The 13,274-nt window shown below is 69.4% G+C and carries 12 protein-coding genes; 5 read left to right on the top strand and 7 right to left on the bottom strand.

Translation table 11 applies throughout. The features are described from left to right. Positions 1-102 precede the first annotated feature (102 nt). Genes BLU77_RS04010 through BLU77_RS03990 form a run of 5 tightly spaced genes read left to right on the top strand, consistent with a single transcriptional unit; the run spans position 103 to position 3,808 of the window. The gene (locus BLU77_RS04010; protein ID WP_089771795.1) at positions 103-930 is read left to right on the top strand and encodes an ABC transporter ATP-binding protein; all 828 of its coding nucleotides are present in this window, start codon (positions 103-105) and stop codon (positions 928-930) included. Then, positions 927-1,598, top strand: coding sequence for an ABC transporter permease (locus BLU77_RS04005; RefSeq protein ID WP_089771794.1), 672 nt, complete (start codon positions 927-929; stop codon positions 1,596-1,598). Before BLU77_RS04010 ends, BLU77_RS04005 begins: the two co-directional genes overlap by 4 nt. Next, positions 1,595-2,323 carry an ABC transporter permease gene (locus tag BLU77_RS04000; RefSeq protein ID WP_089771793.1) on the top strand — a complete coding sequence of 243 codons (729 nt, stop codon included), beginning with the start codon at positions 1,595-1,597 and terminating at the stop codon, positions 2,321-2,323. Before BLU77_RS04005 ends, BLU77_RS04000 begins: the two co-directional genes overlap by 4 nt. Continuing rightward, positions 2,320-3,252 carry an ABC transporter substrate-binding protein gene (locus BLU77_RS03995; RefSeq protein WP_245708657.1) on the top strand — a complete coding sequence of 311 codons (933 nt, stop codon included), beginning with the start codon at positions 2,320-2,322 and terminating at the stop codon, positions 3,250-3,252. Before BLU77_RS04000 ends, BLU77_RS03995 begins: the two co-directional genes overlap by 4 nt. A 13-nt stretch (positions 3,253-3,265) precedes the next feature. Continuing rightward, positions 3,266-3,808, top strand: coding sequence for a mycothiol transferase (locus BLU77_RS03990; protein ID WP_089771792.1), 543 nt, complete (start codon positions 3,266-3,268; stop codon positions 3,806-3,808). Here the strand turns inward: BLU77_RS03990 and BLU77_RS03985 are convergent. The 7 genes from BLU77_RS03985 to BLU77_RS03955 all read right to left on the bottom strand — a co-directional run bounded on the left by BLU77_RS03985 (position 3,802) and on the right by BLU77_RS03955 (position 13,270). Beyond that, positions 3,802-4,254 (bottom strand): SRPBCC family protein, encoded by a 453-nt coding sequence (locus BLU77_RS03985; protein WP_089771791.1) that lies wholly within the window; start codon positions 4,252-4,254, stop codon positions 3,802-3,804. The genes BLU77_RS03990 and BLU77_RS03985 overlap by 7 nt on opposite strands. Beyond that, on the bottom strand, positions 4,251-5,270 hold the full coding sequence (gene galE, locus BLU77_RS03980; RefSeq protein WP_089771790.1) for a UDP-glucose 4-epimerase GalE: 1,020 nt from the start codon (positions 5,268-5,270) through the stop codon (positions 4,251-4,253). The genes BLU77_RS03985 and galE overlap by 4 nt, the downstream gene beginning before the upstream one ends. 32 nt (positions 5,271-5,302) lie before the next feature. Further along, positions 5,303-5,707, bottom strand: a complete 405-nt coding sequence (locus BLU77_RS22310; protein ID WP_217632355.1) for an apolipoprotein A1/A4/E family protein — start codon at positions 5,705-5,707, stop codon at positions 5,303-5,305. Between the two features lie 117 nt (positions 5,708-5,824). Next, positions 5,825-7,321 carry a bifunctional folylpolyglutamate synthase/dihydrofolate synthase gene (locus tag BLU77_RS03970; RefSeq protein ID WP_245708656.1) on the bottom strand — a complete coding sequence of 499 codons (1,497 nt, stop codon included), beginning with the start codon at positions 7,319-7,321 and terminating at the stop codon, positions 5,825-5,827. Continuing rightward, positions 7,318-10,596, bottom strand: a complete 3,279-nt coding sequence (ileS, locus tag BLU77_RS03965) for an isoleucine--tRNA ligase (RefSeq protein ID WP_089771789.1) — start codon at positions 10,594-10,596, stop codon at positions 7,318-7,320. The genes BLU77_RS03970 and ileS overlap by 4 nt, the downstream gene beginning before the upstream one ends. Before the next feature lie 269 nt (positions 10,597-10,865). Continuing rightward, a complete protein-coding gene (locus BLU77_RS03960; protein ID WP_089771788.1) occupies positions 10,866-11,822 on the bottom strand; it encodes a hypothetical protein in 957 nt (318 codons plus the stop codon). Further along, positions 11,816-13,270, bottom strand: a complete 1,455-nt coding sequence (locus BLU77_RS03955) for a class I adenylate-forming enzyme family protein (RefSeq protein ID WP_089771787.1) — start codon at positions 13,268-13,270, stop codon at positions 11,816-11,818. The genes BLU77_RS03960 and BLU77_RS03955 overlap by 7 nt, the downstream gene beginning before the upstream one ends. Positions 13,271-13,274 lie beyond the last annotated feature (4 nt).

The following is a 13,274-nucleotide window of genomic DNA, read 5'->3' as shown; positions in this document are numbered from 1 at the left end:
GGAAAAGGTGGTCAACTTCGAGCCGATGTCACCGGCCCAGACTACGCTCGAGTCCATGCCTGTGAGCCAGAACACCAGCCCACCGACGAACAGGACGACCTCGTGATCGAGTTCGAGCAGGTCACCAAGCAGTTCGAGGACGGCACACTCGCCGTCAGTGGTGTGGATCTGGTGATCCCCTCCCACCAGGTCACCGTGCTGGTGGGTTCCTCCGGCTCCGGGAAGACGACCCTGCTCCGGATGATCAACCGGATGGTGGAGCCCACCTCCGGAACGGTCAGCATCGATGCCGAGAATGTCGCTGACCTGAACCCGGTGGCGCTGCGGCGGCGCATCGGGTACGTGATGCAGAGCGCCGGACTGCTGCCACACCGACGGGTGCTGGAGAACATCGTGACGGTGCCGCGGCTGAACGGGATGTCACGGTCGGAGGCGGCAGAGCTGGGCCTGTCCTTGATGGACACGGTGGGCCTGGACCGGGACCTCGCCGAGCGCTACCCGAGCCAGCTCTCCGGCGGCCAGCAACAGCGGGTGGGAGTGGCCCGGGGACTGGCCGTGGACCCGAACATCTTGCTGATGGACGAGCCGTTCGGCGCGGTGGACCCGATCGTGCGGGCAGACCTGCAGAACGAGCTGTTCCGACTGCAGGGCGCTCTCGGCAAGACCGTGGTCTTCGTGACGCACGACATCGAGGAGGCGTTCCTGCTCGGCGACCAGGTGGTCATCCTGGAGCGTGGCGGGGTGATCGCCCAGCAGGGCAGCCCCACCGACATCCTCGCGGCCCCGGCGAGCGAGTTCGTGGCGGACTTCATCGGAGCCGATCGCGGCCGGCGCGCGCTCCGCCTGGAGCAGCGCGAGGGCGCTTGCGTGGTGGTCGACGGCAACGGCCGGCCGGCGGGTGTGCTCTCCGAGGACGCGACGCCCTCATGACGTGGCTCTCCGGCAGCCTCGATCTCATCCTCGAACTCACGCTCGAGCACCTCTGGCTCAGCCTGCTCCCGATCGTCGCAGGCTTCGTGATCGCGATCCCGTTGGGGCAGATCGCCTGGCGGCAGAAGTGGCTGCGCGGCCCGATGCTCTCCTTGGTGGGACTGCTCTACACGATCCCGTCGCTGGCGCTGTTCGTGTTGCTCCCGCCGCTGCTGGGCATCGGGTTCCTGAGCCGGGCGAACCTGATCGTTGCGCTGACGATCTATGCCGTCGCGCTGATGACCCGGTTCGCCTCGGACGCCTTCGCCTCGGTGGACATCCAGGTGCGCCAGGCCGCTGTCGCGATGGGCTACGACGGGTGGCGCCGGTTCTGGGCGGTTGATCTTCCGCTCGCCGGCCCGGTACTGCTGGCCGGGCTGCGTGTGGTCGCGGTGAGCACCGTGAGCCTGGTCACGGTCGGCGTGCTGGTGGGCATCCGGTCACTCGGGTTCCTGTTCACTGACGGGCTGCAGCGCAACATTCCTGTGGAGATCCTCACCGGGATCGTCATGACGGTGGTGACGGCGCTCGTGCTGGACGGGCTGCTCGTCCTCCTCGGCCGCCGGCTGATGCCCTGGTCCCGCAAACCCCGCAGCCAGGGCCGCACCGGGGCGGAGGTGGCCCGATGACCCTCTTCCTCGAGGCCATCGCCTGGTTGCTGGCTCCCGAGCAGCACGAGGGCGCGAACGCGATCGCTTCCCGGTTGGGCGAACACATCCTGTACTCCGCGATCGCCGTGGCCATCGCGGCCGCGATCGCCATCCCCATCGGCTACGCCATCGGGCACACCGGGCGCGGCAAGCAGGTGGCAGTGGCGTTCTCGGGTGCGGCGCGAGCGCTCCCCTCGCTCGGTCTGCTCACCCTGCTCACCCTCATCGTCGGGATCGGGCAGGCTCCGGTGGCCGCGACCGTCGTTTTCGTGGTGCTCGGCGTGCCCTCCGTCCTGGCCGGCGCCTACGCCGGGATCGAGTCGGTCGATGATGACGTCGTGGACGCCGCCCGTGCCATGGGGATGACCGAGTGGCAGATCCTGCTGCGTGTGGAGGCCCCGATCGGGCTGGCGCTGCTGATCGGCGGTCTGCGCAGCGCCACTCTGCAGATCGTGTCCACCGCCGTATTGGCTGCGTATGTGGGTCTCGGCGGGCTCGGCACCTACATCCTGCGCGGCATCAATCTGAACAGCTACGAGGAGATGCTCGGTGGAGCCCTGGTGATCGTGGCCCTCGCGCTCGTTCTCGATGCGCTCTTCTCGCTGGCCGAGTGGCTGGCGGGACGCAGCGCGCGTCGACGCCCCCGGAATGTGACCAGCACACCCGTTGTTGCCAGAACGCACCCTCAGGAAGGAACGTCATGACAACGCCCACCCTCCAGTTCCCGCGCCGAATGCTCGGCGGCCTCGCCGCCGCATCCGCGCTGACCCTGATCGCGGCGTGTGGTGGGTCCTCCGACCCGCTCGACACCGGCGATGAAGCCCCGGTCGACCCGTCCACGGTGGTGGTCGGTTCCCAGGCGTACTACTCCAACGAGATCATCGCCGAGATCTATGCCCAGGTGCTGGAGAGTGAGGGCTTCGAGGTGGATCGGCAGTTCCAGATCGGCCAGCGGGACAGTTATCTCGCCGCGATGGAGGGCGACGAGGTGGACGTGCTCCCCGAGTACTCGGGGAACCTGCTGCAGTTCTACGACGCCGAGACCGAGGCGCGCAGCCCCGAGGACGTGGCTGCCGCGCTGCCCGATGCGCTCCCGGACGGACTCACGGTTCTCGAGTACGCCGAGGCTCAGGATGCCGACTCCTACAACGTGACCGCGGAGTTCTCCGAGTCGAACCAGATCACCTCCCTGGCCGATCTCGCCGACTACGACGGGGACATCACGATCGGCGGCAACATCGAGCTCGAGTCCCGCCCGTACGGGCCGGACGGGCTCGCAGAGTTCTACGGGGTGGAGGTCTCCTTCGTCACGATCGGTGACAGCGGCGGCCCGCTCACCAAGGACGCCATCCGCGATGGCACCATCACCATGGGTGACATCTACACCGCCGACCCGGACCTGGCCTCCGGGGAGTTCGTCACGCTCGAGGACCCGGAGAACATGATCCTCGCGCAGAACGTCATCCCGCTCGTGGACGCAGAGCTCGCCGAGGACCTGGCCGCGGCACTGGACCCGGTGAGTGCGGCTCTGACGACCGAGGAACTGATCGCGTTGAACGTCCGGAGCCAGGAAGAAGAGCTGGACCCGGCAACCATCGCGACCGACTGGCTCGCCGAGACCGGTCTGGCCTGACCCGGGGCCACGGATGAGCAGCGTCAGTTCGATCCTGATCGACGGTTTCGGCCGGGTCGCCGAGGAGCTGCATGGTGTCCTCGGCGGTTCGCCCGGCCTCGCCCCGGAGCACCTGATCGGCCGGCTGGATCCCGACGCGAACACGATCGCCTGGCTCGCCTGGCACCTCACCCGGGTGCAGGACGACCACGTGGCCGCGGTGGCGGGGGTACAGCAGCAATGGCTCGCCGGCGGCTGGGCCGAGCGCTTCGGGCTGCCGTTCGACCCGGCCGAGCACGGGTACGGGCACACCAGCGAGCAGGTGGCGCAGGTGCGTGATGTGCCGGCGGCCGACCTGCTCGGCTATCACGATGCCGTGCATGCGGCCACCCAGGGCTACCTGAGCCAGCTCGACGAGGCCGACCTCGACCAGGTGGTCGACGACACGTGGGACCCGCCGGTCACGCTCGGGGTGCGCCTGGTGAGCGTGCTCGCCGAGGACCTGCAGCACGTCGGGCAGATCGCCTTCGTCGCCGGTGTGCTACGCCGATCTGGACCGTCCACGCCTGTTCACTGATCCAGGTACCGCCGCAACCACTCGTTGCGCGACTCGATCAGCCTGCGCACGTACCGCCCGAGGACGGCTCGCTCGGCCACCCGACCCAGTGCCCCGAACGGGGCGATGAAGGTGACGTCGTCAGTCATCGTCGTTCCGCCGTCGGGCCGTGGTTCGAACCGGTGCACGTGCCGGAACTGGGCGAACGGGCCACGGACCTGTTCATCGGTGAAGGAGACCGGACGATCCAGCTGGGTGATCGTGCTGGTCATCGTCCACCACAGGCCGAAGTGCCGCGCGCGCCAGGTGACCGTCTCGCCCAGGCCGATGTTGCCCGACGTCACCCCGGCCACAGCAGTCTCCTCGCTCGCAGCCATCGAGGCCAGGTGGGCACCGATGTCGAGCGACGCGTCGAAGGCGGCGGCCGGAGCCGCGTCGAGGGCGGTCTCCGTACGGAACCGGATCATCCGTCGTCGCGGGGACGGGCACGAAGCAGGTCGGTCCGGCGCTCGGCCCACGCCAGGGACGACGCGATCGCCTCGTCGAGGGTGAGCTCGGCCTGCCAGCCGAGCAGCTCATGGGCACGGTCGACGCGTGCATAGGCGCCGACGGCGTCCCCCGGCCGTGCCGGTGCCTCCCGCAGTGGGACGACCGCCCCGGCCACCCGCTCGACGGCGGCGTGCAGCTCCCGCACGGTCACGCCGGTGCCGGTGCCGATGTTGAGGACCACGGTGTTCTCCCCGACGGCGGTGAGCACCTGATCGAATCGCTCCACCGCCCGTACATGAGCGCGGGCGAGATCCCAGGCGTGTACGTAGTCCCGCAGACCGGTGCCGTCCCGGGTGGGCAGGTCGGTACCGGTGAGGGTGAAGTGGTCCTGTTCCCCCCGTGCCGTGCGGATCAGCTGACCGAGCACGTGCGTGGGCTCGGCCGCATGGATACCGCTGCGCAGATCCGGGTCCGAGCCCACCGGGTTGAAGTAGCGCAGGATCACCCCACGCAGGTCGGTGGCAGCCGCGAGATCCTGCAGGATCTGCTCGACCATCAGCTTGGTCCGCGCATAGGGCGAACCGGGAGCAACCGGTGAGGTCTCACTGACCTCGAACGTCGGTGCCGCCGCGTACACGGCAGCCGACGAGGAGAACAGCACCCGGGGGTGGCCGGCCGCGGTGAGACAGTCGAACAGTTCCACGGACTTGGCCACGTTGTCGCGGTAGTAGGCCACCGGGTCGGCCACCGAGTCGGGCACACTCGCCCGGGCCGCCATGTGCACGGTGACGCCGATGTCGGGATGCTCAGCCAGGATGCGCCGCAGCAACGCGCGGTCGGCCACATCCCCCTCGTAGAAGACCCGGCCGCGGGTGAAGCTACGTGGCCCAGTCAGCAACGAGTCGAGGATCACCGGAAGGTGCCCGGCCTGCTCCAAGGCGGTCGCCGTCACGGACCCGAGGTACCCGGCTCCGCCGGTGACGAGGACCTTCACACGTTCACCCTATGCCCACCGGCACCCGGGTCTCAGCCGGACCGGTGTTCCCGCTCCGGTCCTCCTTCAGGGACAAGTTGCGGCCGCAGGCCCGCCGCCAACGCGTAGACACGCTCATCAAGTCGGGAAAGATCGCCCTTGAGCTCTGTGCGCAGCTCCGCAATGTCGCCCTTGAGCTCTGTGCGCAACTCCGCAATGTCGCCCTTGAGCTCTGTGCGCAACTCCGCAATGTCGCCCTTGAGCTCTGTGCGCAACTCCGCAATGTCGCCCTTCAACTCTGACCGTGTGACGGTCAGGTTCTGATCCAACCGAGCGATGTCGCCCTTCACCTCTGACCGCAGCCGCTTGTTACTGGAGTTGAGCGCGGCGAACAGACCCACCGCTACAGCCAGCAGGCTACCGATCGACACCCATGTGCCCAGGTCCACCCCGATCACCCTTCCAGTGTGCTCCCTCTCTGCCCGCTACTCCAGTGCACGAGGCGGAACGCCGGCAACACCAGCAGGAAGGGGTGTGGATGGGCGGACATCGGGTGTGTCGCTGGGGACAACGAATCAGGACGTCGAGGAACGCCCAGGCCTCCGCGGTGGCTTGTCCTTGCCGAACACGGCTCGTGCCTCGGCCGCGAGGATCACCGACCCTGTCACGAGCACCCCTGTGCCGGAGGCGATCTGGTCCCGCTCCCCCTGCTCTGCCAGGTCGGCAGCGACCGAGATCGCGTTCGGCAGGCTCGCCTGCACGTGCACCTGGTCGGGGTCGAAGACGTCCCGAGCGATCTCGGCAAGGTCATCGGCATCCATCGATCGCATGGAGGTGGACTGGGTGATCACCACCTCGTCCAGCACCGGCTCGAGCACCGAGAGGATCCCCTCGGCGTCCTTCTCCTCCATCACGCCCACCACACCCACCAGACGGGTGAACGCGAACGCCTCGTCCAGCGCCTGCACGAGCACACCGGCTCCGGCCGGGTTGTGTGCGGCGTCCACCAGGACGGCAGGGCTGGACCGCACCAGTTCCATCCGTCCGGGCGAGGTGGCATCGCCGAATGCGGCCTCGACGACCTCCGCCCCGAGGGCCCCGCCCCCGAGGAACTGCTCCACTGCCGTCAGGGCGATCAGCGCGTTCTGCGCCTGGTGCGGACCGTGCAGCGGCAGGAAGATGTCGGTGTACAACCCACCGGTGCCCCGCAGGTTCACGAGTTGCCCGCCGACGGCCATGGTGCGTTCTGCTACTTCGATGTCGTACCCCTGGGCGACCAGCCGGGCCCCGCGTTCCACGGCCCGCCGTGCGATCACGGCAGCCACCTCGTCGTCCTGCTCGGCGGTCACCACCACGGCCGGCGGGTCGAGCTGTTTGATGATGCCCGACTTGACCGTCGCGATCTCCTCGAGCGAGTGACCAAGCCACTTCTCGTGGTCGCGGGCGATGGGTGTCAGCACGGCGACGTCGCCGTCGATCACGTTCGTGGAGTCCCACTCCCCGCCGAGTCCGACCTCCACCACGGCCACATCGACCGGGGCATCGGCGAAAGCGGCGAAGGCGAACGCAGCCAGCACCTCGAAGAAGTTCAGCCGCGGGTGCCCCTTCTCCTCCAGCTGCGCGTCCACGATCTGCACGTAGGGCTCGATGTCGTGCCAGACCTCCACGAATGCGGTCGCAGAGATCGGCTCACCGTCGATCGCGATCCGCTCCCGCACGTTGTGCAGGTGCGGCGAGGTGAACCGGCCGGTACGCAGCCCCATCTCACGGAGCAGCCGCTCCACCATCCTCGCCGTGGACGTCTTCCCGTTGGTGCCGGTCAGGTGGATCGCCCGGTAGGAGTGCTGCGGGTTGCCGAGCAGGTCCACCAACGCCGCCACCCGGTCGATCGTCGGCGAAATCTTGTGCTCCGGCGCCCGGGAGAGGATCTCGGCGTAGATGGCCTTGGCCTGCTCCTCCGCCTCGGTCCCGCCTGCCGGAGCGGTCGCGCTCTGGTCCGGCTCGCCGTCGGCCGCCCCGCCGGTGCGGATCCCCGAGGTGTCCGGTAAGGACCTGCCCTGCTCGTCGCTCACGGTGAGTCCTCCTTGCTCAGATCGATCCCGACCACCCGGTCGTCCTCACCCATCACCGGTGCCGCGTCCACGTGCACGTCCACCGCCAGCGTCTCAGCAGCGATGAACTCCTTCCGGTCCACGACCGCCTGCGCCCACTGCCCGGGTACCCCGAGGGCGAGGGTGATCCGGTCGGAGACGTGCAGACCGGCGTTCTTACGCGCATCCTGCACCTGCCGCACCACGTCCCGGGCGTACCCGTCGCCGATGAGCTCGTCGTCCAGCTCCAGGTCGAGCACCACGAACCCGCCGCCGGGCAGCACACCCGCGGCGATGGTGTCCCCGAACCGGTCCTCGATCTCGGTGGTGAGCGTGAACTCACCCTCCTCGAGGGCGATGCCGTCCACGCTCACCTGGTCGCCGTCCTGCTCCCAGGCACCGCTTCGGGCACCGGCGATCGCACGCTGCACGTCCTTGCCGAGCCGTGGCCCGGCGGCACGGGCGTTCACGGTGAGTTTGGTGTACACCCCGTACTCAGCGGCGGCGCCGTCGGCGAGGTCGAGCACGGCCACGTCCTTGACGTTGACCTCCTCGGCCACCAGCTCGGTGAACGGGGCGAGCCGGTCCGGGTCGGCCACGGCCACCCGGACGCTGCGCAGCGGCTGGCGGACCCGCAGCTGGTTCGCCTTGCGCAACCCGTGCGTCACGGAGACGACGTCCCGGACGGCGTCCATCGCCGTCACCAGCTCGTCATCGGCCAGCAGGGCAGCCGCCGTCGGGTCATCCTCGGCCGGGGCCCCCGGCACCGGCCAGTCGGTCAGGTGCACGCTGCGGCCACCGGTGAGGCCTCGCCACACCTCCTCGGTGATCATCGGCGCCAGTGGTGCCATCACCCGCAGCAGCACCTCGAGGACGGTGTACAGGGTCTGGTACGCACCCTCGTCCTCGTCCCAGAAGCGCTGCCGTGAGGTACGGACGTACCAGTTGGTGAGCATGTCCAGGTGTTCCCGGAGCCGGCCGACCGCACCCGCGATCTCGTAGGTCTCCAGATCAGCCCGGACCGCCTCGACCAACGACCGGGTGCGCGCCAGCACGTACCGGTCCATGTCGTCCAGATCCGGAACCTCCTCAGGCCGGGGCGCACGCACGTCGATCCCTGCGCCGTCATTGCAGGTGTTGGCGTACAACCCGAAGAAGTACCAGGTGTTCCACACCGGCAGCAGCAGCTGGCGGACCTGGTCGCGGATCGATTCCTCGGCCACCACCAGGTTGCCGCCGCGCAGCACCGGCGAGCCCATCAGGGACAGGCGCACTGCGTCCGATCCGTGCTGGTGAAACATCTCCATCGGGTCCGGGAAGTTGCGCAGCGACTTGCTCGCCTTGCGTCCGTCGTCGCCGAGGATGATGCCGTGCGAGACGCAGGTGCGGAACGCCGGTCGGTCGAACAGCGCGGTGGCGAGCACGTGCAGCGTGTAGAACCAGCCGCGGGTCTGCCCGATGTACTCCACGATGAAGTCACCCGGGTAGTGGTTCTCGAACCAGTCGGCGTTCTGGAACGGGTAGTGCACCTGTGCGAACGGCATCGACCCGGAGTCGAACCACACGTCGAAAACGTCCGGGATGCGGCGCATGGTCGACTTCCCGGTGGGATCATCCGGGTTGGCGCGGGTGAGCTCGTCGATGAACGGGCGGTGCAGGTCCGTCACCTGCACCCCGAAGTCGGCCTCGAGGTCGGCCAGCGAGCCGTACACGTCGATCCGCGGGTAATCCGGATCGTCGCTCACCCACACCGGGATGGGGGTGCCCCAGTACCGGTTCCTGGAGATGGACCAGTCCCGCGCGCCTGCGAGCCACTTGCCGAACTGGCCATCCTTGATGTGCTCGGGCACCCAGGTGATCTCATCGTTCAGCTCGACCATCCGGTCCCGGAACTCGGTCACCTTCACGAACCAGGAGGAGACCGCCCGGTAGATGAGCGGGTTCTTGCACCGCCAGCAGTGCGGGTAGGAGTGGTCGTAGGTCTCGTGGCGCAGCAGCACCGCACCCTGTCCTTGCGCCCCGCCGCTGCCGGCCTTCAGGTCCTTGATGATCTGCGGGTTGGCGTCGAAGACGTTGACTCCGGCGTAGTCGGGCACTTCTGTATCGAACTTGCCGGCGGAGTCCACCGGGGTGGCCGGCTCGATCCCGGCGGCGTCGGTGACGACCTTGTCCTCCTCACCGTAGGCGGGAGCGATGTGCACGATGCCGGTGCCGTCGTCGGTGGTGACGTAGTCGGCCAGCAGCACCTGGTGGGCGTTCTCCCGGCCGGCGAAGTATGCGAAGGGCGGGGCATACCGGCTCCCGGCGAGCTGGGCGCCGGGGAGGGTGGCCAGCACCTGCGGCTCCTCGCCCAGCTCCCGCGCATAGGCGCCCAGCCGTGCCTCGGCGAGCACGAACCGGTGCCCATCGCCGTCGGCCACGACGGCGTAGCTCACCTCGGGGTGGACGGCGGTCGCCAGGTTGGCCGGCACCGTCCAGGGCGTGGTGGTCCAGATGAGCAGGTGCGCGCCGGTGAGTGCCTCGACCGTCTCGCCCGGAACCGCAGGGCCCGTCACCTCGAGCCGGAACCCGACCGTGATGGCCGGGTCCTGGCGCATCCGGTAGGTGTCGTCGTCCATCCGCAGCTCGTGGTTGGACAGCGGGGTCTCGTCCCGCCAGCAGTACGGCAGCACCCGGTAGCCCTCGTAGGCCAGGCCCTTGTCGTAGAGCTCCTTGAACGCCCAGATCACCGACTCCATGTAGGAAAGGTCGAGCGTCTTGTAGTCGTTCTCGAAGTCCACCCACCGGGCCTGCCGGGTGACGTACTCCTCCCACTCCTTCGTGTAGCGCAGCACCGACTCCCGGCACTCTTTGTTGAACGCCTCGAGCCCCATCTCCTCGATCTGGGTCTTGTCGGTGATGCCGAGGATCCGCTCGGCCTCCAGCTCGGCGGGCAGTCCATGGGTGTCCCACCCGAACCGGCGCTCCACCCGCTTGCCGAGCATGGTCTGGAACCGGGGGACGACGTCCTTGACGTACCCGGTGAGCAAGTGCCCGTAGTGCGGCAGGCCGTTCGCGAACGGGGGCCCGTCGTAGAAGACGAACTCGTTCTCCCCGTCCTGCCCGGCCGGCCGGTTCTCGATGGACGCGGCGAAGGTGCCGTCGTCCTTCCAGTACGCCAGTACCTGCTCTTCGACGGCAGGCAGGCTGGGGGAAGGCTGCACACCGGCGGCCTGGGTGTGGCGCGGGAAGTGCAACTCGTTGCGCTCGGTGGTCATCTGCGCGGTCCTTCGGCTCGATCCTGCCGAGGACGATCCGCACCCGAACGGGTGCGACCCGCGGTACCACCTCGTTTGCCACGGACGCCGAGTCGGCGCACGCGACCACTTCGTTCCGGGCTGTGACGGGCCTACCCGTCCGGTTCTACTGAGCCCCACCGGGGAGCGGGGCTGTTCTTCCGGAGGCTCACCGGTGATGGCCGGGTCGGTGCCTGTGCCGCCAGTCTAGCCTGAGGTGTCCGGTACCGAGCCAGTCGATTCCCGCCCGGCTACGTCAGCAGCTCGGCCAGCCGCGTACGCGCCTCGTCGATGTTTGCGACGCGCAGTATCTCGTGGTCACCGTTCGCGCGCTCCCGGCGGTGGGAAATGACGTACTCGCCGGCGTCCCGGGCGAGCACGTAGTCCACGCTCCGATCGGTGAACCTGACGCCGTCGGGACCACCGGTGGGAAGAAGGATCCAACCCGGGCCGCTCCCTAGAGCCCGGAGTCTCTCGTCCAGCAGGTGCACGGCGGCAGGCTGTCCGATCTCCTCCAGCACCTCGTGCGGACGCTCGCCCATGCAAGCATTGATCACCCGTTCCACCGGGTGGTCGGCCAAGCGCTGGACCCGCTCGGTATCGGAAAGCCTCAGCGGCAAACCCCACCGCGATTCCCCGGGCGCCCACGGCCGCAGGCGTGCGGTGAGCTCGACCACCAGCAACCGGCACACGTCCTCCAGCTCGGCGCTTCGCAGGCGAGCACGGCCGGCTGCGGGTGGTCGCACCGATGGATAGTCCAGACCGTATCCGGTATCGGTGACCACGATGCGGTGGGCCATGTCCCCGTCGACTGCCACATGCACGTCCCCGAGACGGGTATCGCGTGGGGTGGCACCGAGCTGGGCGATGAACGCCCGTACCGGTTCCGGCAGAGCGCCCGGCCCGATGGCCGTCACGGGCGTCTCCCCCGCCGCGACCACTCGCTCATACATGGCCTGGCAGGCTTCCGCCTCGGTGGCGTGGTGCTCGCGCTGGCGTGCGGGCGCGCTCCCGTAGGCCACCAGCCAGGATCCGCCGACGGCGTTCAGGTGCCATGCGTCGTTGCAGCTCGCCTCGGGACCAACGCGCGGGAAGGCGGCCTTGAGTTGCTGTCGGTACGGGTCGTGCCGGCCGTCATAGACGAGCCAGCTGGGGCGCTGCTCGCGCACCAGCCGCTCCACCAGGGCCGGGAAGTGCATGGTCACCACGCCCGTATCTCCCGCGGGGCCGCCGCGTCTCCGAGCTCGGTGCGGGCGCGGGTGTGCAGCTCATGCAGGTCGACGTCGCCGGCGATCCGGGCGTGCACCACCTCACCGAGGCGCGGGTGCGGCACTGCGGTCACCTCGGCACGGTCGACAGCCATCTGGCGTTCCAGCCAGTCGGCCACAGCGGCGAGGGTGACCCGGTGCCCGCCGACAATGACGGTGCCGTCCTCTCGACCCGCGAGCGTCAGCCTCCCGGCCGCGTCGAGCCGTCCCAGGTCGCCGGTCCGGATCCAGGGCCGCTCCCCCGCTGCGCGCCAGGGTGAGCGCACCAGGACCGCACCGGTCTCGCCGCGCGGGAGCACCCACCCGGCCGGGTCCTGGATCCGGATAGTCACCCCGGTGGCCGGGCGTCCCACGGTCGCCGGGTCGGCGGCGAGATCGGCGGGCCGGGCGATGGTGACCGTCCCGGACTCGGTGGTGCCGTAGTAGTTCACCAGCACCTCCCCCACCGTGGACCGGACCTGCTCCACCACCATGGCCGAGAGCGGTGCCGACCCCACCACGATCCGTCGCAAGGGCAGGTGGGCGCCGCCGGCCTGCGTCATCAGGTCGGCCAGCTGGGTGGGCAGGCCCACCCAGGTACCGACCCGGTGAGCTGCGATCGAGGCCAGGCCGTGGTCGGCATGCCGGGAGGCGCCGAGGAGCACAGGTGCCCCCACCAGCAGCCCGGCCGCGAGCGCGGAGAGCCCGTGACCGTGGCTCAACGGTGCCGCCACCAGCATCGGCTCGCCCCGCCGTGCGCCGAGGGCGGCTGCGAGGGAGACGACGGTGGGAAGTTGCGCCCAGCCCACGCGGCGCTCGGTGCGGGGGTGGGGCGCACCGCTGCTGCCGGAGCTGTGCAGCACGAGCGCCGGGATCCTGGTGCGGCGGGCAGCCGGCACGGGGCCCGCGGGCCGCTGCAGCACCGCGCGCACGTCGATCTGGCGCTGTGTGATGTCCGGGCGTGCCGGACCGTCGTGGAGGACGAGCCCGACATCGCCACTCAGCACCCGCCGTCGGGCCTGCTCTCCGGCCCGCGGGCTCAGCAGGGTCAGGTCGATCCCGAGGGCGCCGGCGGCGATGATCGTGGCCACCAGGCCACGGTGGTCACCCAGGCACGCCACCGCGCGCCCGGGCGAATCCCCGATCGCCGCCATCAGCCGGTGCACCGCCACGTTCAGGTCCGCACCGGTGAGCACCCCGTCATCGTCGATCAGGACCGGTCGCCCGGCCGCCCTCCGGACTGCCCACAGGCCCACGTCGGCCAGAGTGGCACCGCCCCGGAGCAGCGCACCGAGAGCGGACACATCCCGCGGTCTCGGACGGACCGCTCGCAGCAGCCCGACCGCCTCGGGAAGCAGGTACCGTCGCGATCGCGAGACCTGCGCCTCGGTGGCGTCCTGCTGCGGCATGCTC

The sequence above is a fragment of the Ruania alba genome (assembly GCF_900105765.1).
In the GTDB taxonomy this organism is placed as follows: domain Bacteria; phylum Actinomycetota; class Actinomycetes; order Actinomycetales; family Beutenbergiaceae; genus Ruania; species Ruania alba.
The sequence above is the reverse complement of the archived record's forward strand: the minus strand, read 5'-3'. Positions and strand labels throughout refer to the sequence as shown.